We start from the raw sequence: 25,883 nt of genomic DNA, 5'->3' as shown, positions 1-25,883 counted from the left end.
GATGGGGACTCAATGTGGCTGACCCGTCATCGTTCAGATAAGGAGTGAGGATGTTACAACATCAAAATGTCGGTCGCTGCACTACATTATTGCTAGGCGCCATTATCGTAAGTTTGAGTCTTGCTGGCTGCGGCAAAGTCAGCGAAGAGGCGCAAATGACAGCTAAGAGCGCGGTATCTGCTGACACTAAGGCGATAATTGGTCAATCGGAGAAGATGCGCCTCATCGCCGCACAGCTGGATTTTCAGGCAAGAATTGATACGGGCGCGGCGAATACCTCCTTGCATGCCATCGATCTGCAAGTTGAAGGCGGTGCATCCGACAAGATGCAGGATAACATAGGTAAAACGCTACACTTTACCACCGAAAATGAGGCGGGTGAGCAGCGGCGCTTAGCTGCGAAAATTTTAAAGACCACCACAGTGAATAACGCTCAAGGCAGTGAAGTACGCTATCTGGTGGAGTTAGATATTGGTTTTGAGGGCCAGCATCGTCTGGTTGCCGTTAACCTACGTGACCGAAGCCATATGGATTACAAATTACTGATCGGCCGTAATTGGTTAGCGGGACGTTATGTTGTCGATGTGGCCGAGAAACGTCTGATTGGCCCGACGGCTTTTATCAATGTGAAAGAGGCAGAGTTGACCTTCAAAACGCGCATCGATACCGGCGCGGTTGAAAATTCCCTGCATGCGGTCGACATCAAGATTGACGATGAAGATCCAACCAATATGGATAACAACATCGGCAAGTGGCTTAATTTCACCACCGAAAATGAGCGTGGTGAGGAAAAGCGGTTAAGGGCACGGATTGTCGATACCTCGCTTATCCGGAACGCGCAGGGGAGTGAAGTGCGTTATATGGTCGAACTGACCTTAGGTGAGCCGGGATTGGAGTATCCCGTCAAAGTGAATCTTAAGGATCGCAGTCAGATGTCCAATAAACTCTTGATTGGCCGTAACTGGCTTCAGGGTCATTATCTGGTGGATGTGACCCTTGATAAGTCGAGCGACTAGTCTCTCTCAATCGGTTTGCCTATAGCCGTGGCTATATCGCAGATAATGGCCAGTGGCACCCAATCAGAGTGCCACGATTGAGCTCACTCTCTACCTTTAGCTCGCCATGTAATTCTTCTTTTATCCAAAGGTTAATGCAAGTCAGTGTGCCAATACATTGGTTTTGTTGCATTTCCTGTCTTAGCTGCTCAAGATGTGCGATTGGTATCCCAACACCATTGTCCTTAAGCTGCATGTACAACTCACCGTCTTTTTTCTCGAGTGTTAACACTAAGGTTCTGTCTTGATTATGCTCTTTAAAGGCATGGTGCAAGGTGTTGTTGATAAGTCGATAGAAAAACTGCAAATATTGCCAAGCATTGCCATCGACCACCAATTGCTCGTCGCACTCTAGTTTGACCTTAACCTGAGTTTTCAACAATTGTGGCTGCAATAAGCTCAGTAATTGATTGATAAACTGGGCTAAATGCAGCGGGCGTATCTCACTATGCTGATCGGTAAACAGCTGCGATATGTGCCTGAGTCTCGCCGCCTGCTGGCTCATCAGTTGCACCACTTGGACTTGATGGCTGTCATCCTGATTACTGCGCACTTGGCAGATCTGAGCGAGGAGTTTGTCCTGCTCGAGCATCATTTGGCTCATGACATCGGCTAGGAAGTTCTGCATCAGTTTCTGACTTTGCTGTTTGCTCAAGTTGAGTTGGATTTGCTGATTGATCTCATCTTGAATCGCCGCGAGTTGTTCCCTGAGCTGGCTGTTTTCTTGCTGCGAGAGTTGGGTCTTGTGCTGCTGCTCTTTAAGCAGGCTTAATTGCGATTGCAGCAGCTTTTCTTGTTCTTTTTCTTGGCGTTTTCTCAAGTCCACATTAAAACCAATAGCGCCGACACCCAAGGAATTATCCTCATCGTCGCGAATGTCGAATTTACTCATTTGATAGATAAGCTCGCCGCGAAGAGAAGGAATGACTTCTTCGAAATGCAGGGCCTCGTGGCTATGGGTGACCCTTTGGTCGTTCTGTTGATACTGCTGTGCGAGTGAGTTTGGGAACAGATCAAAGTCCGTCGCCCCGATGATCTTGCGCCGCTCAATTCCTAAAACTTCGCAGTATTTGTTGTTCACTAAGGTGTATCGGCCATTTAAGTCTTTGATATAGATGATGGTAGATGAGAAGTCGAGCAGGGATCTTAATTGCTCCTTGCGTTGACTCAACTCCTGCTGAAAATGTTGTTGGGTTAGCAATTGCTGCTCGAGCGCGAGATTACTGGCGTCTAAACTGGCCATGGCGACTTCAAGCTGTTGGGTGCGGGATAAAAAGCTTTTTGCTAACAAACCGACCTCATCATGTCGCTCCTTGGCTTTTAATTCGATAGAGGCCGAATCATTGCGTTTGAGTGCCTGCACCATCTCCATAATGGGGGCGATAATCAGTCGATGTTGCAGTAAAAACAGTAGGATAAGGCCGAGCATCTGAATTAACACTAGGGAGAGCCCGACTTTTTCGATAAGTTTTTTGGCCGTGTCCTGTAAGGGGGCAATGGGCGTGACGACGAGAATTTTCCAGTAGGTGTGGGGCATTAAAAACACCGACACCAGCGAGGGGCCCTTGAGGATGGGGTCCATAGTTAATGAAACCGAGGCTATCCGCCTTGGGCTCGAGAACTGGCTCTTAGCATTGTCATTGACGATGGCAGAGAGCATCTCCCGTTCACTGTCCCCGCTTAGGCGGGTGAGGTTATCCATTTGCTCTTGGGTAAATACGCGCTCAGCCACGGCTTGTTCGATAAAACTGCGGTCGGCGAAGTGCAGTGCCGAGGCGATTGGGCTAAAGGCCGCCTCTGTTTTTGCTAACTCGTCGAAGGTTTGTAGCGTATGGGGTGGATTTTGCGAAGATTGCGGTAAAATATCGCTATTCGGCGAGGCCAAGATTTGGTTTTGATGGTCGAGGGCTATCACATAGCCGCTCACATCGAGCATGGTATTGCGTAGGAGCTGACTAAGTTTTTCAAGGCTGATATCCGTGGTGGCCGCCCCAATAAACTGATGTTCCATCCACATTGCACCCGATGCAGTCACCATCGGTTCATGGGTAGTCGGGTCGACATAGGATTTAGACCAAAATATTTTTCCCACGGGAAAATAGCGGGTTGGCCGATACCATTCTTCGGTGTGGTAGCTTGGAAAGCTGTCGTCGTTATAGCTGTTGATGGCGACTAATTCGCCGTGAATATTGTGTGACCAGAATAAGCTATCGCGAAACTTTTGCCGGTCAAATGCCCCTGGCTCGGGCCAAATCCCACCACCTGAAATAATCGCCTTTTGATTTTCAATCGAGAGTAATACCGGAATGCTCTTACTGAGCTGCTCGGGCTCATAACGGTATAGCATGGCGATTTGGCTGATGGCATTGACCTGATTCTCCACTTGGGAGGTCATTTCCTGCAATTTGGCTATGATGATTTGGCCATGGTTTTGATTGAGCAGAGTTTGTTGCTCACTGATCTGCTGGGTCTGAATGTTGAGAATGACCCACGCCGTGCTGAAGATCAGTATGCTGGCGATCAACAGTTGGATCAGGCTGAGTTTAAACGGCAGGCTTTTTTGCCATTGGGTTAACGGTGCTTGAGGCTCAATGAGAGGCCGTTTATCCATGTTCTACGCATTCCAAATGCCGTTATCATGGAGCCAGTTTAGCGTTTTTTCGCCTATTTGCCATTGGCTTAAATCAAAGTTCGCACAGTGCTTTCGGTGATAAATATTGACAGAGGTCGTTAAAAATAAGGCAGACCTTATGTCTGCCTTAGGAAGATTATTGATGAAGATTATTTGTAGAGCGAAGGTTTATTCGAACCGCTTAGGATGGGCACAATAAACAGTAACAGTGCGACCAGATAACCACTAAAGGCTACCACCATCCATTCGGCCATGGTGACGCCCATAAACTGCCATGGCACATCGGTACACATGCCAGTTGGTAACATGACGGATGGGAACCATTCGTGGAGTGGCATCCAAGCTGGAAATTCGGGTAAAAATGAGCAAGTCGAGAAGGGCGAAGGATTATTCTGCATATCGACTAAGGCTAGCGCCAGTTTTAGTCCCCAGGTTGCACTGACGGCCCAACCAATGGCGCCTAGAATGCGAACGATAAGGAACTTGGGCGCCGTCATACCAATCAGTCCAGATGCCAAAATGCCGAATACGGCGAGCCGCTGGTAGATACACATCACGCAGGGGTCTAACTTCATCACATATTGGAAATACAAGGCGGCCGCTTCGAGGGCAATCGCAGAGCCTGTGAGAATGAACCAAGATGCGCGGGAATGGGCAAAGCGAGTGAATGCTGTCAAAAGTGAACTCCGTATCAACAAAAAACGCCCTCGAAGGTAGGGCGTTTTTTTGACTTTACTGAACTCATAAAGTTCAGTCAACTCCGATATTTATGTTAGTGAGCTGCAGCAGGCGCTAACGCTTCTTTAACACTGTGGTGCAATATTGCATGGGAGTCATAGAAGTACTGGGTCATCTGCTCTAAGAAGCCCGATTGAATAGCCATCACGCCCACAATCGATAGCACGATAGTGTAGGGCAATGCCATCCACACCATTCTGCCGTAGGATAAACGGATCAGCGGTGCAAGGGCCGAGGTCAATAAGAACAGGAATGCGGCTTGACCGTTTGGTGTTGCCACCGAAGGCAAGTTAGTACCAGTGTTAATGGCAACCGCTAACAGATCGAATTGATCGCGGGTAATTTGACCGTTAATCAGGGCGGCTTTGACTTCGTTAATGTAAACCGTGCCCACAAACACGTTATCACTGACCATAGAGAGTAAACCGTTAGCGATATAGAAGATCACTAATTGGGTATTACCTTCATGGTTTAGTGCCCATTGGATCACAGGGCCAAACAGTTGTTGGTCGATGATCACGGCCACAACCGCAAAGAATACCGCTAACAAAGCCGTAAATGGCAGAGCTTCTTCGAAGGCTTTACCTAGCGCATGCTCATCGGTAATGCCGTTAAAGGCCGTGGTTAAGATGATCACTGACAGACCAATCAAGCCCACAGACGCTAAGTGCAGCGCCAATCCGGCAATTAACCACACACCCACAAAGGCTTGGATAACCAGCTTCATCTTGTCTTTATTGGTACGACGCGCGTCTTCATAGGCGGCATAATCACACAGGATTTTATGCACTGCATCTGGTAGCTGAGCACCATAACCAAACCAACGGAATTTCTCGACGATAAAGCAGGTGAGGATACCTGCGAACAATACAGGTACTGTCACAGGTGACATGCGGATCGCAAATTCGCCAAATTGCCAGTTTGCTTGAGCCGCAATAATTAAGTTTTGTGGTTCACCCACCATAGTACACACGCCACCCAATGCAGTACCGACACCAGCGTGCATTAACAGGTTACGTAGGAAACCACGGAAAGACTCGAGCTCGTCTTCATTGAGCTGGTTTTCACCATCGTCATTTTTGCCTTCGGAGGTATGGTCATGATCGGCCGAAAAATCTTTACCTGAGGCAACTTTATGATAAATAGAGTAAAAACCAACCGCCACGGTAATAATCACGGCGATAACGGTTAACGCATCTAAGAAAGCGGATAAGAAGGCGGAAGCCAAACAGAACAGCAAAGATACTAAGATTTTCGAACGTACTTTAGTGATCATCTTAGTGAACACGAACAGCAGTAGCTGCTTCATGAAGTAAATGCCGGCCACCATAAACACTAGCAGTAATAGCACTTCAAGGTTTGCTTCAATTTCGTGTAGCACTTGGCTGGCAGAGGTCATGCCGATGGCGACAGCTTCAATCGCTAATAAACCACCGGGTTGTAATGGGTAGCATTTTAGTGCCATTGCCAAGGTAAAAATAAATTCAAGCACTAATACCCAACCAGCCACAAAGGGGCTGACATAGAAAAAGAGTATTGGATTGATTATTAAAAACGACAGTATTGCGATCTTGTACCACTTAGGAGAATTCCCTAAGAAGTTCCCAATAAACGCCTGACTCATTGTCATCGGCATGGCATCCTCTCTTCTAATTATCTTTTAAAATTGCACAGGTTATTGTTTCTGGCATTTGTTTTAGAAAATCAGTCTAGCCTAAAGAGAATGCTAATGTAACGATATACTGAAACCCAGATTTCAAAAAGCGGAGCTAATCGGCAAAATTGGCACGATTGCTGTTGATTCATGTCGTTTTTTTGAACATTTCTGTGACAATTGTACGGTGATTTTAAGGTGAGCCTCAGTCAATGGTTTCCATTTTTTACCGCTCTGGTATGATCAGTGACCATTATAAAGCACAACAACTGGAAAAGTGGGCTGATGATTATCAATGCCAAAGGACCTGCAAGTTTTGCAGAGAAGTATATTGTAAGATCGATTTGGGAAAATAAGTTTCCCCCAGGGTCCATTTTACCGGCTGAACGTGAGCTTTCTGAATTAATTGGCGTAACACGCACCACCTTGCGTGAAGTGCTGCAACGCTTAGCCCGTGATGGTTGGTTGAAAATTCAACATGGTAAACCAACACGGGTGAACAATTTTTGGGAAACCTCGGGCCTTAACATTCTTGAGACCATAGCGGATCTCAATCCTGAAGGCTTCCCTGTGCTGGTGGACCAATTGCTGTCGGCTCGCACCAATGTCAGTGCGATTTACTTCCGTGGCGCACTGCGCAACAGCCCAGATACCGCGGTGGAAGTCCTAGGAAAAATTCACCAATTAGAAGATACGGCCGAATCCTTCGCCGAGTATGATTACCTGTTGCACCACACCTTGGCCTTCTCTTCTGGTAATCCACTGTACGTGTTGATTTTAAACGGCTTTAAAGGTTTGTATAGCCGGGTGGGTCGTTACTATTTCAGTAGTCCTGAGGCGCGTCAGTTAGCGCTGAACTTCTATAAAGAACTCGAAATATTAGCCAAAGCTAAAAACTATATCGATGTGCCCGCATTAATGCGTACCTACGGTATTAACAGCGGCAAAATGTGGTTGCAATTGCGCGACGATATGCCAACTTCGATTGCCCAGCAGGACGGCAATGCTTAAGTTTCGATTCTGAAGCTTAAAAGCGGTCAGTGGCCTGTTTTAAGATTGGTTAAATAAAAAGCCGTTTCATTGAGAAACGGCTTTTTGCTTTTACTTTTGGCTTTTTAATTAAACTGATTTTTAGTCGGCCTTAGGTTGCTCTGGACAGGAGGCTAACAAGGTCACGCTGGTATCGGCATTTAATTGCTCCAAGCTGACGGTAAAGCCCCAGAGGCGATGCAGATGCTTTAACACTTCCTTATAGGTGTTGGCGAGCGGGATGTCATTACAGGGGACATACCTTAAGGTTAAGGAACGATCGCCGTTTATCTCAACGTTATGTACTTGAATATTAGGTTCAATATTCGACAGATTGTACTGCTGCGAGAGTAAATTGCGAATGTCTTGATAACCCTGCTCATCGTGAATGGCCGACACGGACAGATAATTACGTTTCTCATCATCGTGGATGCCAAACAGTTTGAACTGACGGATCACCCTCGGTGACAGGTATTGGCTGATAAAGCTTTCATCCTTAAAGTTTTGCATCGCAAAATGTAAGGTATCGAGCCAATTACTGCCCGCAATATCAGGGAACCAGGCTTTGTCTTCCTCTGTGGGAGACTCACACATACGCCGAATATCGGTAAACATCGCAAACCCAAGGGCATAGGGATTAATACCGCTGTAGTAACGGCTGTTATATTCGGGCTGGGCGACAACGCCAGTATGGCTCTGCAAAAACTCCATCATAAAGCGGTCGGTGACCACGCCATCATCGTATAGATGATTCAAAATGGTGTAATGCCAGAAAGTTGCCCAGCCTTCATTCATCACTTGTGTTTGTTTTTGCGGATAAAAATACTGCGCCATCTTACGCACGATACGGATAATCTCCCGTTGCCATGACTCCAGCAGCGGTGCATTTTTTTCAATAAAATACAGAATATTTTCCTGCGGCTCGGCGGGAAAGCGGCGCTTAGTGGTCGACGGTTGCTGCTGTTGATGGGTGGGAATGGTACGCCACAAATCGTTCACTTGGCTTTGCAGGTAAGCCTCGCGGTCTTTTTGCCTCGCCTGTTCTTCCCTAAAGGAGATTTCCGATGGGCGTTTATAGCGGTCGACACCGTAATTCATCAGAGCGTGGCAGGAGTCGATGATGCTTTCAACCTGCTCGACACCGTATTTTTGCTCGCAATCACTGATGTAGTTTTTGGCAAACACCAAGTAGTCGATAATCGAGCTTGCATCCGTCCAGGTCTTAAATAAGTAGTTATTTTTAAAGAAACTATTATGGCCAAAACAGGCATGCGCCATCACTAATGCCTGCATGGTGATGGTGTTTTCTTCCATTAAATAAGCGATACAAGGGTTGGAGTTAATCACGATTTCGTAGGCGAGCCCCATTTGCCCACGTTTGTAGCCTTGTTCGGTTTCGATAAAACGTTTGCCGAAGGACCAATGGGTATAGCCAATGGGCATGCCAATGCCGGCATAGGCATCCATCATCTGCTCGGCGGTGATGATTTCGATTTGATTGGGATAGGCGCTTAGCTTATAAATGGCTGCCACACGCTCAATCTCTTTTAGATAACTTTGTAACAGCTCAAAGCTCCAGTCGGGACCGTCACTCAAGGCTGTACGCGTTTTTGATTCTTTTATCCCCATAGAGCCCCCTTAAACCGCCTGCTTTTTAAATAATTCTCTAAATACAGGGTAGATATCTTCGGCTTGACGAATATGTTGCACCGCTATGTTGTCGTAGTGTTGTTGTAGGGATTCGTATTCGCGCCACAGGGTTTGGTGCGCACGATTGGTGATTTCGATATAGCTAAAATAGCGCACTAGCGGCAGGATTTTTTGCTCCAATAATTGTCGACAGGTGGGAGAGTCATCGGCCCAGTTATCACCGTCAGAGGCTTGTGCTGCATAGATATTCCACTCATCGGCAGGGTAGCGAGCCTGCTGAATTTCGTGCATTAATTTCAATGCGCTTGAGACAATCGTGCCACCAGTTTCTTGGGAGTAGAAGAACTCATGCTCGTCCACTTCCTTCGCTTGGGTATGGTGGCGGATATAGACCACCTCGAGGTTTTTGTAGGTTCGGGTAAGAAATAAGTACAGCAAGATATAGAAACGTTTCGCCATATCTTTTGTCGCTTGGTCCATCGAGCCTGACACGTCCATTAAGCAGAACATGACCGCTTGGCTTGAGGGCACTTCACGCCTTGCAAAGTTATTGAAACGTAAGTCAAAGGTATCGATAAAGGGGACTTTAGCAATCTTCTGCTTAAGCGCCTCAATCTGGGCTTTTAAATCCAAAATCAGTTCGGCTTTAGTACCCGGAATATTTTCAAGCTCCGCCAGCTCTTGCTCTAACTCTTTGAGCAATTTCTTTTTACTTGCCGACATGGCAATGCGGCGCGCCAAGGAGGAACGCAGTGAGCGCACAATATTGATATTGGCTGGTACACCATCATTGGTGAAACCCGCACGGTAGATTTGATACTCGACGAGCTTGTTTAAGCGATTCTTCTGCAGATTCGGCAGTTCTAAATCCTCAAAGAGCAGCTCTAGGTATTCATCCTTTGAGATTTCAAACACAAAGTCGTCATTTCCTTCGCCCGAATCCGAGGCATCGCCTTTACCCGCTCCGCCGCCAGCGCCGCCTTGGGGTCTATCGATTTTATCGCCGCGGGTGAATTGATCATTACCTGGGTGGACTCTGTCTCTTACGCCTCCTTTGCCTTGATGGAACATAGGTTCACTGATATCCCGTGTGGGAATACTGATTTTTTCGCCTTTATCTACATCCGTTACACTGCGACGCGTGACGGCATCGCTGACGGCTTTTTTGATTTGTTGCTTATATCGGTTGATAAAGCGTTGGCGGTTGACTGTGCTTTTTCCTTTCGCATTCAACCGTCTATCGATAAAGTTCGCCATACGCACCTCCCAAACCCCAGCGAAGGCTTTGGCAACACCAAAGCCTCGTTTTTAGTGAGCGCAAGTTAAGAGGATTTACGAACCCGTAAATACCACTCAGACAGCAGTCTGACTTGTTTTTTGGTATAGCCTTTCTCCATCATTCGATTAACAAAATCATCGTGTTTACGTTGATCGTCAGTCGAGGTTTTGGCGTTAAAGGAAATTACAGGCAATAAGTCCTCTGTATTTGAGAACATTTTTTTCTCAATTACCGTGCGTAGTTTTTCGTAGCTGGTCCAGAGTGGGTTGTTGCCCTCATGGCTTGCGCGGGCGCGCAGGACAAAGTTAACGATCTCATTACGGAAATCTTTAGGGTTGCTGATCCCCGCGGGTTTTTCGATTTTCTCCAGTTCGGCATTCAGTGCGGAGCGGTCAAACAATTGGCCAGTTTCGGGGTCACGGTATTCCTGATCTTGGATCCAGAAATCGGCGTAGGTGACATAACGGTCGAAGATATTTTGGCCGTATTCAGAGTAGGACTCTAAGTACGCGGTTTGGATTTCCTTACCGATAAATTCGACATATTTAGGGATCAAATAGCCTTTTAAGAACTCCAGATAACGTTCGGCGGTATCGCCGGGGAATTGTTCCTGCTCGATTTGGCGCTCGAGTACATAGAACAAATGGACAGGGTTAGCGGCAATCTCTGAGTGGTCAAAGTTAAATACCCGCGACAGGATTTTGAAGGCGAAACGGGTAGAAAGACCGTTCATACCTTCATCAACACCTGCGTAGTCGCGGTACTCTTGGTAGGATTTTGCCTTAGGATCGGTATCTTTAAGGCTTTCACCATCATAGACCCGCATCTTAGAGTAGATGGAGGAGTTTTCAGGTGTTTTGATCCTCGAGAGCACACTAAATTGCGCCAAGGTTTCTAAGGTGCCAGGTGCACATGGTGCTTGGGACAGCTCGGAGTTTTGCAGTAATTTTTTGTAAATCTGCAATTCTTCCGATACCCGCAGGCAATAGGGCACTTTGACGATATAAACCCTGTCGAGAAACGCTTCATTGTTCTTATTGTTTTTGAAGGTTGACCATTCTGACTCGTTAGAGTGCGCCAAAATGATACCGCTATAGGGCAGGGCGGATAAGCCTTCGGTACCGTTATAGTTACCTTCTTGGGTGGCGGTGAGCAGTGGGTGTAGCACCTTAATCGGCGCCTTGAACATTTCCACGAACTCCATCATCCCTTGGTTTGCACGGCAGAGTGCGCCCGAGTAGGCGTAAGCATCGGCATCGTCCTGCGAGAAATGCTCTAGCTGACGAATATCGACCTTACCGACCAAGGAGGAAATATCTTGGTTGTTTTCATCCCCAGGTTCGGTTTTGGCAATCGCCAATTGATCGAGAATAGAGGGATAGACCTTGACCACACGAAATTTTGAAATATCGCCGCCAAACTCGTGCAGACGTTTCACCGCCCAAGGCGACATGATGGTTTTTAGATAACGGGTGGGAATATTAAATTCATCCCGCAGCAGCTGGCCGTCTTCTTCGACATCGAAGAGACAGAAGGGGTGGTCATTCACCGGGCTTCTTACGCCATTAGCGCTTAAAATGTAGATTGGCACTTTTTGCATCAAGGCTTTGAGTTTTTCCGCCAATGATGACTTACCGCCACCCACAGGGCCGAGTAAGTACAAAATTTGCTTCGATTCCTCTAAGCCTTGGGCCGAGTGTTTTAGGTAGGCGACGATTTGTTCAATCGCATCTTCCATACCGTAAAAGTCTTTAAAGGCGGGATAGCGTGAGATGAGACGATTTGAAAAGATACGGCTTAGGGTTGGATTTTTCGCGGTATCAATAATTTCGGCTTCGCCGATGGCAAGCAGTAATCGCTCGGACGCTGACATATAAGCACTGCGATCTTCTTTGCAGATATCGAGGTATTCTTGCAAAGTGTATTCTTCATCGAGTTTTTGTTCGTAGCGCTTTTGGTAATGCTCGAAAATGCCCATATAAACCCCCTGAAACGCCAGTGATGTCATGGATGGATAACTGATTTTTCAGCTTCCTACACTAATCTTAGACATAAACTTGCCAGCTGTGTCAAAAAAATATCAAATAAAAACAATAACAAATGATTGCAATTGCAATTGTTGCACTTGTAGCTATTGGGCGAGGTTGGGCGAAAAGGGAAAGGTGGATGATTTGTGAGGCCATAAAAAAAGAGCCACTTGGGCTCTTTTTAGGAATGACTTAGCAGCGATTAACCAGCGAAGTTTTGGTTCACGAAGTCCCAGTTAACTAATTGCCAGAAGTGGGCTAAGTAGTCAGGACGTACGTTGCGGTAATCGATGTAGTAAGCGTGTTCCCACACGTCAACAGTCAGGATTGGTGTCACAGTGCTGTCAGTCAGAGGCGTTGCAGCATTGCTAGTGTTAACGATAGCTACAGTGCCATCGGCTTTTTTCACTAACCAAGTCCAAGCGCTACCAAAGTTGTTTACCGCAGAATCGGTAAATTGTGCTTTGAATGCGTCGAATGAACCGAATGCAGCATTGATCGCATCAGCCACAGGACCTGTTGGCTCACCGCCAGCGTTAGGCGCTAAGCAGTTCCAGTAGAAAGTGTGGTTCCAAACTTGAGCTGCGTTGTTAAATACGCCACCAGTAGAAGTCTTGATGATCTCTTCTAAAGATTTACCTGCGAAATCGGTTCCTTCGATTAAACCGTTTAGCTTAACAACGTAGGTGTTGTGATGCTTGCCGTAGTGGTATTCAATGGTTTCTTGAGAAATGTGTGGTTCTAGTGCGTTCTTTGCATATGGTAATGCGGGTAATTCGAAAGCCATTAGTATCTCTCCATGGTCTTAGGTTATCGTTTTTTAAACGTGCTCACTGCGCTCTATTGTACCGATAATATTTGTGATGTGAATCATTGTTTGGCTAATTGATTAGATAGGCGTCATCGAAAAACTAATTGTAGGGCATAACCTTACAAACTGTGGGATTTTGTTCTGTGCCTAGCTGTCGTACAATAGCGGCATTGAGTCAATGTCATCGTACTTAGGAATTAAAATGGAAACAGTAGAGAAAATTAAACAGCAAATCGCTGAAAACCCAATCATCGTATACATGAAGGGTTCTCCTAAATTACCAAGCTGTGGTTTTTCATCTCAGGTAGCACAAATCATGATCAACTGCGGTGAGCAGTTTGCATTTGTGGATATTCTCCAGCACCCAGATATCCGTGCTGAATTACCTAAGTATGCAAACTGGCCAACTTTCCCACAATTGTGGATTGAAGGCGAGCTGATTGGTGGGTGTGATATCGTGGTTGATATGTACCAAAAAGGCGAATTACAGCCGTTAATCAAAGCGACTGCTGATAAATACAAAACCGCAGAGTAACCACGCGTAAAAGTGATGAAAGAATAATAAAAAAGCCGTTAAGTGAATAACTTAGCGGCTTTTTTGTTGCCTGCTCCTAACATAAGGCATAAGGATTAGGCGATGAAGGATGCTCTACTGTGCTAACTCACACTGTTTAGTGTGATGCAGCGTCACGCTCGTGGTGTTTGCTCGCGGGTAACAGCAGATTCATGGTGATGGCCACAATACCACAGAGGCTGATGCCCGTGAGGCTGAAGGAGCCGATGCCAAAGGCCATACCGCCGATACCAAATACCAGGGTCACGCCGACAATGCTTAAGTTACGTGGCTCGGATAAATCCACGTGATTACGGATTAGGGTATTTAAGCCCACTGCGGCGATAGAACCGAATAGCAAACACATAATGCCGCCCATCACAGGGACGGGAATGGTTTGCATCAGGGCGCCTAACTTACCCACGAAGGCCAAGGTAATAGCGGTAATCGCCGTCCACGTCATGATTTTGGGGTCGAAGTTGCGGGTTAAAGTCACCGCGCCTGTCACTTCAGAATAGGTCGTATTTGGCGGACCGCCGAAGGCGGCTGCGGCAATTGTCGCGACGCCGTCACCGGTTAAGGTGCGATGCAGGCCGGGTTTTTTCATAAAGTCTTTACCCGTGACATTAGAAATGGCAAGGATGTCACCAATATGTTCAACCGCAGGCGCAATCGCGACTGGGATCATAAAGGCGATGGCATGCCAGTTAAATTCGGGCGCGACAAATTTCGGAATAGCAATCCAGCTTGCCGCGGTAACCACTGCAAAATCCACGATACCAAAGGCAAGACTTAGGCCATAACCTACCACAATCCCCGCCAGAATCGGCATGACTTTAAGTAAGCCCTTGGCAAAAATAGCCACAGCTATGGTAGTACAGAGTGAGGCGAGGGAAATAATCAAAGCCGTATTGGTGGGGACGAGCGTTAAACTGCCATCTCCACTTTTACCCAGTGCCATATTCACCGCCACTGGTGCTAAACCTAGACCAATGATAATAATCACTGGGCCAACCACCACAGGTGGAAGCAGTCGATGGATAAAGTCGGTGCCGCGCACTTTAACGAGTGCCCCAAGGAGCACATACACTAGACCCGCGGCAATGATGCCGCCCATGGTTGATGGGATCCCCCAGGTTTGTACTCCATAGAGAATTGGAGCAATAAAAGCGAAGGAGGAGGCGAGGAAGATAGGGACTTGGCGTTTCGTGATCAACTGAAATAATAGCGTACCAATACCCGCAGTAAACAGGGCGACACTGGTATCAAGCCCCGTGAGTAGCGGCATTAGCACTAGGGCGCCAAATGCAACAAAGAGCATTTGTGCGCCCTGAAGCGGAATAGCGAGTCGTTTCATTTATTATTCTCGTAAATTTAGGGTAAACCGCGAGATGATAACAGTTTGTTGCTATATGTTCCTTATAAAATGGCTCGTTTGTAGGTGAGGATCACTGTTTTATTGCCAAAGCAAGTGGCAGCACTTAATCCGTGCTGGAAATCTCCCCAAGACTCGCTAAAGGCGCTAACTATGGTACAATTTGCACTATCTGACGTTACTTCAACTACTCAAAGATGCTGAAATTCCTATTAAAGCCAAGCTTACTCGCGTTTTTATACTGCCTGTTTACCGTTAATAGCCTGCAAGCTGTTGAAGTGAGTAAATTAGATGAAGCCGATGTGCCCGTAGCTTCCCGCGCCGTGCCTGAGCGGAATAAAGCCCTTAAAGCCGCGCTGGAAAAAGTGATCATTAAGAATACTGGGACAGCACGCTCTTTAGATAACGGCGTTATCCAATCGCAACTGGCTAATCCTGATGCACTGCTCAGCCAGTTTGGTTACTTTGAGCAAAATGGCCAACTGTTGTTAAAAGCCAACTTTGAACATCGCCGCATTATTACCCTGTTACGTCAGGCCCAATTACCTGTGTGGGGCATTCAACGTCCGCTGACGCTCTTTTGGGTTGCCATGCCTAGTGAAGGTGACACGATTTTACTGAGTGATTCATCGACCTTAGCCGAGCGTCAGGCATTTACGACTTTTTCCGATGAACGCGGTATTCCTGTCATGCTGCCGATCCTCGACCTTGATGAGTTAATGGGCATCAATCCCAATGATGTCAAAGGCATGTTTGCCGATATAGTGGCCAGTGTCTCGGGACGTTACCAAGCCGACTTCTTAGCCCTCGTCGCTATTGACCCTGTGGGAAATCAAGTGCGTTACCGCCTAAACCTGTATACCAAGGCCACAATCGACTCGTTAACGCCGCCACTGTTTAGCTTTAATGGTACGGCAGAAAATAGCGCACAGGCGATCACTGCTATGATGGCGGCGCTAGGCGATTACTATTTTACTAAGTACGCCATCGCGGATTCGGGCGAGCAGGTAGGCGCCAGTGTGACCTTTGTGAACATTGATAAAATGGCGCAGTTAGTTGAAGTTGAAAAATACTTAAAGCAACTCAGCGCCGTGAAGAATGCGACTTTGTCGCGCATCCAAGGTAATACCGCGACGTTTTCCTTGGACTTGTTTGGTTCTCAGACCGACTTTGAGCGTTTACTGAGTCTAGAGCCGCGAATTTCGGTGGTGGCGCCAGGGGAGTTTTCTGCCGGTGCCAGCCCTGCAGGTAAAACTGTCTATCAATGGCGGTTACCTTAAACTTCCCTCGTCGTGACTGGGCATATGTGCTCAGTCATGTGGGGGAGTCGATAATTTATTGATATTGAGACGTACGAGTGCCATTAAACTCACCGCTACAACTGTCGTTACCGGTTTACTTACCGGATGATGAAACCTTTAACAGTTATTATCCGGCAGCGGGTAATGATGAACTTATTCAAAAGCTGCGCGCCAATGCCGAAGGCCAAGGTGAAGCCGCTATCTATGTGTGGGGACCCGTGAAATCGGGTCGGACTCACTTAATGCACGCCGCCTGTGCTCATGCCAATGAACTCGACCGCCGCAGTTTTTACCTTCCCCTTGGCATTCATGCGAGTATTTCGACCGCGCTGTTGGAAGGCTTGGAGCAGCTCGATTTGATCTGCATCGACGATGTGGATGACATTGCGGGTCACCCGATTTGGGAAGAAGCCATATTCGATTTATACAATCGTGTCGCTGAGAACAAGCGTTGTGCGCTGGTGGTTAGCGGCCGCTCGGCGCCCGCGGATGCAGGCTTCTTATTGCCCGATTTAGTTTCCAGAATGCAGTGGGGACTCAATTATCAGCTGCAACCCATGGCCGATGATGAAAAGTTAGCGGCATTGCAACGCCGTGCGGCGATGCGCGGATTACAGTTGCCCGAAGACGTGGGTCGGTTTTTGCTTAATCGTATGGCAAGGGACCTGCGTACCTTGTTTGATGTGTTAGATAAACTGGATAAGGCATCCCTAGTACATCAGCGCAAGCTCACGATTCCTTTTGCTAAAGAAATGCTCCACTTGTAATCGCATTGACTTACAGTTAGTTACTGTTAATCGAAAGCCTGTGTTAATAAACATTTAGTGTTAACAAAAAGCCCGTCATTTCACGACGGGCTTTTTTTATCGCTATTAATCTCACATCTATAGTTATCTTAGGCCTGCTAACAGGCTTGAGCTTAGTGTATCTGCCGATTTAGCAATCCAAATCACTGTTCAAATCACTGCTGTGGATGGCGGTGACGATCGCCACTGAAACGCAGTGCTGGCTCGGTAAGTGTCTCGCTACTTGCCGCGACCCCCTGTAGGCCTTTCACTGTGGAATTGGGTGAAATCCCTAGGGCTTGGCGCCAGCTTTGGCCTTGCGTCATCGCAATGGGCTCGGGCAGGCTCGTGAGTAAGCTGATACCATCAAGCTCAGGCAACATACCATCGATCACCAAGGCGGCGCGGTTTGCCAGACTATCATCACCAATTCGTCCCCTTTGTCCCCAGTCAACAATCACTGTATCTGCCGTGAGTACGGCGGGCAGGTTGGTGACGGCCACATCGCGCTGGATTTGGTAGCGGTAACTCATCATGGCTTCTTCGAATAACATCGCCGCGTCTTCACGGGTACTGGAATAGTTATAAAAGTCATTGGCGATGTCACCGGAGAAAAACGTACTCACATCCGAAGGTTGATAGGCTTTTTGGGTTGCAGTGGCTTTAGCGCCCAAGAAGCTCACCGCCGCAAGGCTTGTCATTTCGCTGCTGGTGAGGGGATAGCTGCGACTCACTTGATCGGATATCAAACTCTTATTGGCATTTCGGCGGCTATAGTCGTCCAACAATCTAGGGCCAGTGAGCGTGGCGTGTATGCTTCTTGGGAAGAAGTCATTGGCGTGGGCGAGTTCATGGTACAAGAGTGAAGCAAGATCGGGATTAATCTGGTTGAGCGTGCGGGTGGCGCGCGTCGTGATAGGGAATCCCTGTGAAGCATATTGGTTATTTTTAACGTAACGCCACGGCATGAGGAAATTGAGTTCACTGCCAAAGTCGCTGCGATAATCCGGTGCCTCGTTAATGCTGTCACGCTGGGTTGGCGTGAGCCACAAATCATTAGGGTCGAGATAAATCGCCCCTGTGACCACCCAATAAAACGAGGGGCGCACATCATAGCTGATCACCACGGCGGTGACCGATTGTAGCAGACGGGCGAAATCGCTATTCGGGTCCATTTGACGTAAAAACGCGGCGAAATTGTCTCCCATCCAATCGTGGGACACTAATACGCGATCGAGAATTGTATCGATATCGAGCGTATTTGAGACTTGGCCAATAAGCGGCAATTGGTTGATAGTACAAGCTTCTTTTAACTGATTTGAGTACACACAGCTCGTTAAGGCACTGGCATAAGGTGAGGCGGGATTATAAGCGTGGGTCCGCGCCACTGGCGTATCGAAGTAGGTAGAGCTTATTGTGGGCGATGCCGTAGTGAGCACATAGGCTTCGTCTGTCACGGTATTACCGTTAATCGTGGCCGATGCCCTAAGGCGGGTTAAGGTATCTTGACCAACAGTGGGCGCGATAAACAGGGGCCTAAATGGATCGCTGATATCGAGACTGACACTGGGGCCCTCGGCGATACACCAATTGATGCTTGATGCACTAAGGCCCGCTTGCTGAGCGATTCGTAGGCTGACATCGTTACCCTCAACGGCTTGATGATCTTGACGAATGTTCAGCATTGCCCCCGCGCTGCTGTCTGCATTGATCGCTATTTCGCCAGTCTCATCGATATTACTGCCGCTGATATGTAGGCTAAAACGGTAGCTACCTGCAGTGGGAATATCGAAGGCTAATACTGGACTATTTTGACTCACGAGTTCAATGCTGGGTCCTTCTAACTGTTGCCAGCGGAAAGTAAGATCCTGTGAATCGCGATTCCCTAGGCTGGCAATAATGGCGCTGGATTGTCCCACCACATATTGGGGCTCAGTTTTAAAGCGGATGGCGCCTGAGTCTGTGGTGATGAGCGCAGTCACTGTGGTGCAGCGTGGCACGTTAGTGGTTGGTGGGGTGACTGTACCACCATCATTATTCTCCCCACCACCGCCACCACAGGCGCTGAGTGCGACGGTTGCCGCGATAATACTTAATCGACGTATTGGAACCCATATTTCCATCATGACTCACTCCAATTAACGCTATGTTATTGTTTTTGTAGTATGACTGGCTTGATTGGCCGTCATTCCTTGGCATATCAATCGACTATAGCATGCTCTTTTGGTTACAAAAAGTGATGAAAGGTAAGTTAAATGTTGTCAATTTGCGGAGTTGGAGTCGTACCGAAAAGGGATTAATACCACAGCGTATTTAACTGTGAGTGAAGATTATAAAGCGGGGTTAGAATTTATAGAGTCATGATGTTTTGAATCACAATCTCTTGATTCACAAGCTCTTGAATGACAGCATCTTGAATAACGGCATCTCGAATCAGAACTTCTCGAATCCAAGAGCGCGGAGCGGTATTAAAACCGAACCGCGCTTACTCATCGGAACTTGCTCATCGGCACTGGCTAATAGTGACTTGCTGTTCGCTGCCAGCGATGAGATTGATTGGAGCTGACAATCAGTCTTGCTTGTCGGACTTTTTCTTAAGGCCCAGACCGAGCTCACGTCCACGGATACGAGCATAAAACGGGAACGCGACTAACAGCGCGCCAATCAGCAGGACTTCAATAATGGCAAAGGCCAATGCATCGGTCGTGACATACAACAAGGTGAGGGCGTGCAGCATATATAAGCATAAAATAAAGCTGGCCCAGGCATAGGTGTATGGGTTGCCCTTTAAAATGCCTCGTACAGGCAACAATAAAGGCACTAGCCAGAGTAGGCTGAATAATAAGGTGTATTCCCCATTGATGCCCTGACCAATAAACCAACCGCCCAGCAGGAGAACGAGGGCAAGGTAGCCTAAACGGCTCAGTGTCAGCAGAGTGCTTGAGGTCATGATGTTCCTATTTTTGTCGCATCGTATGATGGTGAAATGGCCGAAGATTAGAGAATGTTCAGTACATTTTCCGGTGGACGACCAATGGCAGCCTGTTGATTGGCCAGTACGATTGGGCGTTCAATCAATTTTGGCGTCTTGACCATGGCGTCGATAAGTTGCTCTTCGGTTAATGCCGGATTGGCGAGTCCCAGTGCTTGATATTCGTCTTCCTTAGTGCGCATTAACTCACGGGCGCTGAGTTTGAGAGTGGCTAAAATCCCACGGATATCGGCGGCGCTTGGTGGATTCTTAAGGTATTCCACGACTGTGATATCACAGCCTTGCTGCTCGAGTAGGGCTAAGGTTTCGCGGCTCTTTGAACAACGTGGGTTATGGTAAATCGTTGCTTGGGTCATAGTACTTATGCTCAATCGGCTAAAACAATGGCGCGGATGATAGCAGAAAAAACAGCGCCCCGTCAGGGTGTTCGGGGCGCGATTATAAGGGATAGAGATAAAATGACTATTTTACTTCAGGGCATCCATCTCTTTATCCGCTTGTTTAAATTGGCGGATACGTGCTTCGATTCGTGCCAGCTGTAAGGGATTACCTTCCGAGGCGCGGTAGGCAAAGTTCAGCTGATCGATAGCGCCCTTATAGTTAGCGCCTAGCGCCATTAACTCAGCATTGGAAAAATACTCCATGCCCTGATTGCCCAATTTTTTATAGGCAAGATTGAGCAGTTGATAGGGCAGTTGATTTTGCTTATCGAGGAAAATCATGTCTTCCAGCAGTGGGATAGCCTTAGCTGGCTCACCGGCCTCAATATAGATATTGGCTAAGTTCGCGTTAATCACCTGCGATGTGGGTTTCATCTTACGCTGGGCTTCGAGTAACTTAGTCGCCTGAGCAAAATCCTTACGCTCGTTGAGTAAATCCGTCTTGGTATCGATATAAAACAAGTTGTTATCATCGATTTTTAACAGCTCATCGATAATCTTTTCGGACTCATCAAATTTCTTCAATCTAAACAGCGCTAAGGCTTTGCCGTAGAGGGCGGCCTCTTTAAAGCCGTAGGTTTGCTTATTGAGCTGCTTTTCAAACATGCTCAATACCGCATCGTCGCTGTAACTGGAAAAACGCACCTGAATACGGGCTTTGGCGAGCTGGAAGTTCAGATTATCCGGCACATAGCGGTGCGGATACTGGTGGGCGCGATCGCGCGCCTCGGAGATCCGTGACTCGGGTAATGGGTGAGTCAGCAACATTTGCGGCGGCGTGGTGGTAAAACGGTAGCGACTGGCGAGTTTACCAAAGAAATCGGCGGCCGCATTAGGGTCAAAGCCCGCATCGACCAAAATCTGCATGCCAATCCGATCGGCTTCTTTTTCATGCAGACGGGTATAGTTGATTTTTGACTGGGTCGCCATGGCTTGAGTGGTTGCCAGTGCGGCCATCCCCGCTTGAGGAACGGCGATGGTTAATAAAATCGCCCCGAGTAAGCCCGCAACGGTCGCTGGACCACTTTTTTGCTGCGCTTCGAGGGAGCGCGCCAAATGACGTTGGGTCACGTGGGTAATTTCGTGGCCAAGCACTGAGGCCAGCTCACTTTCATTATCGGCGTTAAGGAATAGCCCTGTGTGTACTGCAACGTGGCCGCCGAAGAAGGCGAAGGCGTTGATCTCATCGTTTTGCAGTAAGAAGAAATAAAAGGGTGTTTTGACTCCCGTGGCGTGGGCGACCAATTTGTTGCCCAGTTCAGTCAAATATTGGCTCAATACCGGATCGTTCAGCATCGGCGCCGATGAGCGAATAACGCGCATGTAGGCATCGCCATAGACCATTTCTTTTTCTAGGCTGAAGGTATTGACGGCGGCGGTGCCCAAGTCGGGCAAGTCGTTGTTGGCAAAACTCTTTGCGGCTCCACCGAGTAACATTAATGAAAGCACACTCGCCGCAAGGGGTTTACATCGGGTCAAAAACGTCAAATTACGCAAGTGGATCCTTTATCTCTTTTAATTGTCTCAACTAAGGCGAGGGTAGCCCTTAGCTTGTAGTTTGAGTTGCAACTTAGGATAATAGCCCAAGTTCATTCATAGCAAGTTCATTATGATTTTTATTGATTTAACATCATTTCGCTGCCCCATTCCCTTGGTTAAGGTCAAACTTGCTTTGAAGTCCATGTCTGCTGGCGACAGCTTGCATATCCTACTCTCAGACCCAGGTTCCCGCCGAGATGTTCCCGCGTTTTTTAAAAAACAGGGGCATACCGTTGTGACATTGGAAGATGATGCCAGTCAGTTAGGGTTATTAATCATAAAAGTTGATTTATCGCAGGGATAAGTCTGCACAAAGCATGATTCAATGCTGCAGTAAAAATGGCCAGTTAGCATCGCTGGTTGCAACTTCGCCTTTGCGTGTCGGTCATAGGTAGCAGTTAACTGATTTTCAAGCATATACACAGTAAAACGGATGCGATAAGGTTTACCACCAAAGCATAAGCATCTTTCCTGCGTTTTCGGAAAGCCAATCACCTCATTGGAACGAATTCATGTTTAGTTTTTTCTCTCGTTGGTATCAAGAGCGCTTTAGCGATCCTCAGGCGGTGACGTTGCTCGCCATTCTCGTCGGCCTTGCTCTAGTGTTGTATTTTGCTGGCGGCTTATTAGCGCCGTTACTCGTGGCGTTAGTGCTGGCCTTTTTGCTCGAATGGCCCGTGGCGCAAATGCTGAAATTGGGGATTAATCGCACGACGGGCGCTTCTTTAGTACTCGTGCTGTTTTTAGGGATAGTGGTGCTGCTGACCTTTGGTCTTATCCCGAGCGTGTGGCGCCAAGGCGTGAGTCTGATGACAGATTTGCCGAGTATGATCGACAAGGGATTACAAACCTTGCAGGGATTGGCGACCCAGTATCCACAGTTTGTCAGCTCTGAGCAGCTCAATTTAATGGTCGCCGAGCTTAAAAAACTGCTAGATACCCAGCATCTGCTCGATATTGCCAAGCAGTTGATTGGTTATTCTGCCTCGTTATTGGTGCTGATGGTGTACGCCATTTTAGTGCCCTTATTAGTGTTTTTCTTTCTGAAGGATAAAGACCAGCTGATCAGTGGTAGCAAACGTTTTTTCCCTACTAATCGACAGCTTGCCCGTAAGGTATGGTTCGAGATGCACCAGCAGATCTTTAACTATATCCGCGGTAAAGTGATTGAGATTGTGATTGTCGGAGTAGCGAGCTACATCTTCTTTGCCTTTATGGGGCTGAGATACTCGGCTTTACTCGGGGTGTTGACTGGTTTGTCGGTGCTTATTCCCTATGTGGGCGCGACCTTAGTCACTCTACCCATCATGTTGGTGGCCTTCTTCCAGTGGGGCTTTAGCTCCGAGTTTGGTTATTTGATGTTAGGTTACGGCATTATTCAGGCGTTAGATGGCAACGTGCTGGTACCTATCCTGTTTTCCGATGCAGTGGATTTACACCCTGTCATCATCATTGCCGCCGTGTTGGTGTTTGGTGGTTTATGGGGCGTTTGGGGCGTGTTCTTTGCCATTCCATTAGCCTCCTTGGTGAAAGCGGTGATTAATGCGTGGCCGAAAACCGAGATTGAACCCGTGGCGATAACGCAGGTGAAGGCGGATTCGACAGAAGCCTAAGCCGATGGCAGTAGGTAAAAACTCATAGAAAACAAAACTGAGCCTGAGTGCTCAGTTTTTTTATCCGCTAACTATTTGTACTAACTATTGTTTGTTGTACTAACTATTCAGCACTCATCATTGCTGTAATAGATGCTGCGCGGTGGCGGCGAGGGCACGATACACTAAGGTCGTTTGCTTGGCTTTTATATTCCAATGTTGCCAATAAAGGGGGACACGAATGCGTTTTTCTGGGGTGAGCTCAATCAATATGCCTTTGTCTATCAAAGGTTTTGCCTGTAAGTGTCCCACTAAACCATAACCCAGACTTAAGTTAATCGCCTCCAAAAAACTCTCCGATGAGGGAATGCTGTGTTGCCACCATTGGCCTGGCAACATTTGAAAATACCGGGCGAGATACTTTTCATGCATTTTATCTTTAGTAGAAAACACTACGGCCGGGGCTTTCGCGAGCTGTGCTTGGGTAATTTGAGCGCCGACATCTTCGTTATTTTCTGCCCATTGAAAATAACGCGCCGCAAATGCCGGGGTGGCGACACACATATATTCCATGGTCCCTAAAAACTCGCTGCTGCAACCGGCCATGGGGTTGGCTGTTGTGGTCACACAACCGACGGCCTCACCGTTTTTCAGTAGGTGATGGGTGTAGGACTCATCATCGACAATCAATTCCAGCAGCCAAGCATGGCGGCTGAACATATCGGCCAAGGCGGGCAAAAACCATGTCGCTAAACTGTCGGCATTGACAGCAATTCGCACTGTCGTGGGATGGTTAGGGTCATCGGCATCTAACTCGGCTCTCAACTCGCTCTCGAGTAGTTGCACCTGTGAATAGTGGCGCAATAGACGTTTACCCGTGGGGGTTGCCACCACGGGCGTTGAGCGGATTACTAAGGATTGGCCGACTCGTTCTTCTAATTGCCTGACGCGCTGTGACACCGCCGATTGGGTGATATGCAACACTTTGGCGGCACGCTCGAAGCCACCTTCGGAGACGACAACCGCAAGCGCTTTAAGATTGGCGTATTCCAACATGATTGCCGTCCTTAAAATTATTAATTTTACTTATGATACATAAAAAACATTAGTTATATTAATTTTGTTGTTTTGTCTATGCTAGCGCCTTCTTCAGACATGAGAGGTAGTTATGCAAACGGCGTTTATACAAGGTATGGGCATTGGTGGTAGTTTGATTATTGCCGTAGGGGCGCAGAATGCCTTTGTGCTAAAGCAGGGGATTAAGCGAGCTTATCCTTTGCCGATTGCGCTGCTTTGTTCAATCATCGATGCCTTAATGATCACTGCGGGTGTGGCGGGGCTTGGGCACATTATCGAAGCCTTCCCGACTATCAAACATGTGGCCAGTTTTGGTGGTGCCGCCTTTTTGATTTGGTACGGAGCCAATGCACTTAAGGCCTCGTTTGTCGCTAAAGGGATGGAGATGGGCAATGCGCAAAATGCCGATACTTTGCGTAAGGCCATGCTGACCACGCTTGGGATCAGCCTGCTTAATCCACACCTTTATTTAGATACCGTAGTGCTGCTGGGGAGTATTAGTACTCAGTTCGAAGATGCCCATCGTCCTTGGTTTGGTGCGGGCGCGGTACTGGCTTCGTTTATTTGGTTCTTCAGCCTCAGTTTTGGTGCGCGTTTATTGGCGCCGATATTTAGCCGTCCAGCGGCGTGGCGATACTTAGATCGCTTTATTTGGTTGACCATGTGGAGCATCGCCGCGGCAATTATGTGGCCTTATCTGGCATAATCTTGGGTGATTAAGCGGCATCCGCTTGAATTTATTCCACAAAGCAGGTTGATTTTTAGACGCAAGCTGAAAATTATTCATGAAAAAAGGCCCTGATAAAGGGCCTTTTTGCGTTCAACTGCTAATTTTTTGTACGCGGTGTTGAGCAGTGAGACATTAACACGGCACTAAAATGCGCAATTAACCAGCAATTTGCGCCAGCACGACTTGGTGATGATCGCTGGTTTTAAACTTATCGAACACGTGGGCAATGGTGCCGTCAGTATTGATGAGGAAGCTCAATCTATGGATACCGTCGTAGATTTTGCCCATAAACTTTTTCTCGCCCCACACGCCAAAGGCATCGGCCACGCTGTGGTCTTCATCGCTGAGCAGGGTAAAGTTAAGCGACTGTTTTTCTGCAAACTTAGCTAATTTAGCCACGGGATCAGGACTAATGCCAAGTACGGTCACTTTGTGGCTGTCCAGTTCGGTTTTGCTGTCACGTAAACCACAGGCTTGCACTGTGCAGCCAGGGGTTGAAGCCTTAGGGTAAAAGTAGACTAAAACCGGGCCGCGCGTTAAGCATTCTTGTAGGGAAACTGCATTACCCTGTTGATCTTGAAGGGTAAATAGTGGCGCTTTCGCGCCAGCGGTTAATGTGTTCAT

The 25,883-nt window shown here is 47.6% G+C and carries 22 protein-coding genes; 8 read left to right on the top strand and 14 right to left on the bottom strand.

Features of this window, described 5'->3' with window-relative positions; translation table 11 throughout:
• Window positions 1-50 precede the first annotated feature (50 nt).
• Complete coding sequence (locus B5P39_RS10150; protein ID WP_088211416.1) at window positions 51-1,016, top strand: putative ATP-dependent zinc protease; 966 nt, start codon at window positions 51-53, stop codon at window positions 1,014-1,016.
• A gap of 31 nt (window positions 1,017-1,047) precedes the next feature.
• On the opposite strand, the gene B5P39_RS10145 is transcribed toward B5P39_RS10150, so the two are convergent.
• The 3 genes from B5P39_RS10145 to nhaB all read right to left on the bottom strand — a co-directional run bounded on the left by B5P39_RS10145 (window position 1,048) and on the right by nhaB (window position 6,061).
• The gene (locus B5P39_RS10145) at window positions 1,048-3,666 is read right to left on the bottom strand and encodes a PAS domain-containing protein (RefSeq protein WP_088211415.1); all 2,619 of its coding nucleotides are present in this window, start codon (window positions 3,664-3,666) and stop codon (window positions 1,048-1,050) included.
• A 170-nt stretch (window positions 3,667-3,836) separates the two neighbouring features.
• On the bottom strand, window positions 3,837-4,364 hold the full coding sequence (dsbB, locus tag B5P39_RS10140) for a disulfide bond formation protein DsbB (protein WP_011716669.1): 528 nt from the start codon (window positions 4,362-4,364) through the stop codon (window positions 3,837-3,839).
• A gap of 95 nt (window positions 4,365-4,459) precedes the next feature.
• Complete coding sequence (nhaB, locus tag B5P39_RS10135) at window positions 4,460-6,061, bottom strand: sodium/proton antiporter NhaB (RefSeq protein WP_011716670.1); 1,602 nt, start codon at window positions 6,059-6,061, stop codon at window positions 4,460-4,462.
• A 303-nt stretch (window positions 6,062-6,364) separates the two neighbouring features.
• On the opposite strand from nhaB, the gene fadR reads away from it, so the two are divergent.
• Window positions 6,365-7,090: a fatty acid metabolism transcriptional regulator FadR gene (gene fadR, locus B5P39_RS10130; RefSeq protein ID WP_088211414.1), complete on the top strand. Its 726-nt coding sequence runs from the start codon at window positions 6,365-6,367 to the stop codon at window positions 7,088-7,090.
• A 120-nt stretch (window positions 7,091-7,210) separates the two neighbouring features.
• Here fadR and B5P39_RS10125 read toward each other — a convergent pair whose 3' ends face one another.
• The 4 genes from B5P39_RS10125 to sodB form a co-directional block, all read right to left on the bottom strand.
• The gene (locus tag B5P39_RS10125; RefSeq protein ID WP_088211413.1) at window positions 7,211-8,737 is read right to left on the bottom strand and encodes a SpoVR family protein; all 1,527 of its coding nucleotides are present in this window, start codon (window positions 8,735-8,737) and stop codon (window positions 7,211-7,213) included.
• Between the two features lie 9 nt (window positions 8,738-8,746).
• Entirely contained in the window at window positions 8,747-10,015 is a 1,269-nt protein-coding gene (locus B5P39_RS10120) for a YeaH/YhbH family protein (protein WP_041408751.1), read from the bottom strand.
• A 65-nt stretch (window positions 10,016-10,080) separates the two neighbouring features.
• Window positions 10,081-12,015: a PrkA family serine protein kinase gene (locus B5P39_RS10115; RefSeq protein WP_011716674.1), complete on the bottom strand. Its 1,935-nt coding sequence runs from the start codon at window positions 12,013-12,015 to the stop codon at window positions 10,081-10,083.
• Between the two features lie 251 nt (window positions 12,016-12,266).
• On the bottom strand, window positions 12,267-12,851 hold the full coding sequence (sodB, locus tag B5P39_RS10110) for a superoxide dismutase [Fe] (protein WP_011622352.1): 585 nt from the start codon (window positions 12,849-12,851) through the stop codon (window positions 12,267-12,269).
• Window positions 12,852-13,077: 226 nt separating this feature from the next.
• Here sodB and B5P39_RS10105 point away from each other — a divergent pair, with 226 nt between their 5' ends.
• The gene (locus B5P39_RS10105; RefSeq protein ID WP_011622353.1) at window positions 13,078-13,410 is read left to right on the top strand and encodes a Grx4 family monothiol glutaredoxin; all 333 of its coding nucleotides are present in this window, start codon (window positions 13,078-13,080) and stop codon (window positions 13,408-13,410) included.
• A 136-nt stretch (window positions 13,411-13,546) separates the two neighbouring features.
• On the opposite strand, the gene B5P39_RS10100 is transcribed toward B5P39_RS10105, so the two are convergent.
• Window positions 13,547-14,785, bottom strand: a complete 1,239-nt coding sequence (locus B5P39_RS10100; protein WP_088211412.1) for a uracil-xanthine permease family protein — start codon at window positions 14,783-14,785, stop codon at window positions 13,547-13,549.
• Window positions 14,786-15,000: 215 nt separating this feature from the next.
• Between B5P39_RS10100 and B5P39_RS10095 the strand changes: the two genes are divergently transcribed.
• Both B5P39_RS10095 and hda read left to right on the top strand, forming a co-directional pair.
• The gene (locus tag B5P39_RS10095; protein ID WP_088211411.1) at window positions 15,001-16,083 is read left to right on the top strand and encodes a DUF2066 domain-containing protein; all 1,083 of its coding nucleotides are present in this window, start codon (window positions 15,001-15,003) and stop codon (window positions 16,081-16,083) included.
• 77 nt (window positions 16,084-16,160) lie between these two features.
• Entirely contained in the window at window positions 16,161-16,871 is a 711-nt protein-coding gene (gene hda / locus B5P39_RS10090) for a DnaA inactivator Hda (protein WP_011622356.1), read from the top strand.
• A 194-nt stretch (window positions 16,872-17,065) separates the two neighbouring features.
• On the opposite strand, the gene B5P39_RS10085 is transcribed toward hda, so the two are convergent.
• The 4 genes from B5P39_RS10085 to B5P39_RS10070 form a co-directional block, all read right to left on the bottom strand.
• Entirely contained in the window at window positions 17,066-19,015 is a 1,950-nt protein-coding gene (locus B5P39_RS10085) for a hypothetical protein (protein ID WP_088211410.1), read from the bottom strand.
• Between the two features lie 443 nt (window positions 19,016-19,458).
• Window positions 19,459-19,839, bottom strand: a complete 381-nt coding sequence (locus tag B5P39_RS10080; protein WP_011716678.1) for a DUF2069 domain-containing protein — start codon at window positions 19,837-19,839, stop codon at window positions 19,459-19,461.
• Window positions 19,840-19,886: 47 nt separating this feature from the next.
• Window positions 19,887-20,237, bottom strand: coding sequence for an arsenate reductase (glutaredoxin) (gene arsC / locus B5P39_RS10075; protein ID WP_088211409.1), 351 nt, complete (start codon window positions 20,235-20,237; stop codon window positions 19,887-19,889).
• A 111-nt stretch (window positions 20,238-20,348) separates the two neighbouring features.
• Entirely contained in the window at window positions 20,349-21,818 is a 1,470-nt protein-coding gene (locus tag B5P39_RS10070; protein WP_011716680.1) for a beta-barrel assembly-enhancing protease, read from the bottom strand.
• A 112-nt stretch (window positions 21,819-21,930) separates the two neighbouring features.
• On the opposite strand from B5P39_RS10070, the gene B5P39_RS10065 reads away from it, so the two are divergent.
• Both B5P39_RS10065 and B5P39_RS10060 read left to right on the top strand, forming a co-directional pair.
• Window positions 21,931-22,164, top strand: a complete 234-nt coding sequence (locus B5P39_RS10065; protein WP_088211408.1) for a sulfurtransferase TusA family protein — start codon at window positions 21,931-21,933, stop codon at window positions 22,162-22,164.
• A gap of 208 nt (window positions 22,165-22,372) precedes the next feature.
• Window positions 22,373-23,473: an AI-2E family transporter gene (locus tag B5P39_RS10060; RefSeq protein WP_088211407.1), complete on the top strand. Its 1,101-nt coding sequence runs from the start codon at window positions 22,373-22,375 to the stop codon at window positions 23,471-23,473.
• A 117-nt stretch (window positions 23,474-23,590) separates the two neighbouring features.
• Here B5P39_RS10060 and B5P39_RS10055 read toward each other — a convergent pair whose 3' ends face one another.
• Window positions 23,591-24,508, bottom strand: coding sequence for a LysR family transcriptional regulator ArgP (locus B5P39_RS10055; protein ID WP_088211406.1), 918 nt, complete (start codon window positions 24,506-24,508; stop codon window positions 23,591-23,593).
• Window positions 24,509-24,620: 112 nt separating this feature from the next.
• Here B5P39_RS10055 and B5P39_RS10050 point away from each other — a divergent pair, with 112 nt between their 5' ends.
• Window positions 24,621-25,235, top strand: a complete 615-nt coding sequence (locus B5P39_RS10050; protein WP_088211405.1) for a LysE/ArgO family amino acid transporter — start codon at window positions 24,621-24,623, stop codon at window positions 25,233-25,235.
• A gap of 180 nt (window positions 25,236-25,415) precedes the next feature.
• On the opposite strand, the gene bcp is transcribed toward B5P39_RS10050, so the two are convergent.
• A complete protein-coding gene (gene bcp / locus B5P39_RS10045) occupies window positions 25,416-25,883 on the bottom strand; it encodes a thioredoxin-dependent thiol peroxidase (protein ID WP_088211404.1) in 468 nt (155 codons plus the stop codon).

This window comes from Shewanella sp. Shew256, from assembly GCF_002196695.1.
Taxonomy (GTDB): Bacteria; Pseudomonadota; Gammaproteobacteria; order Enterobacterales; family Shewanellaceae; genus Shewanella; species Shewanella mangrovisoli.
This window is presented reverse-complemented; position numbering and strand designations above follow the sequence as displayed.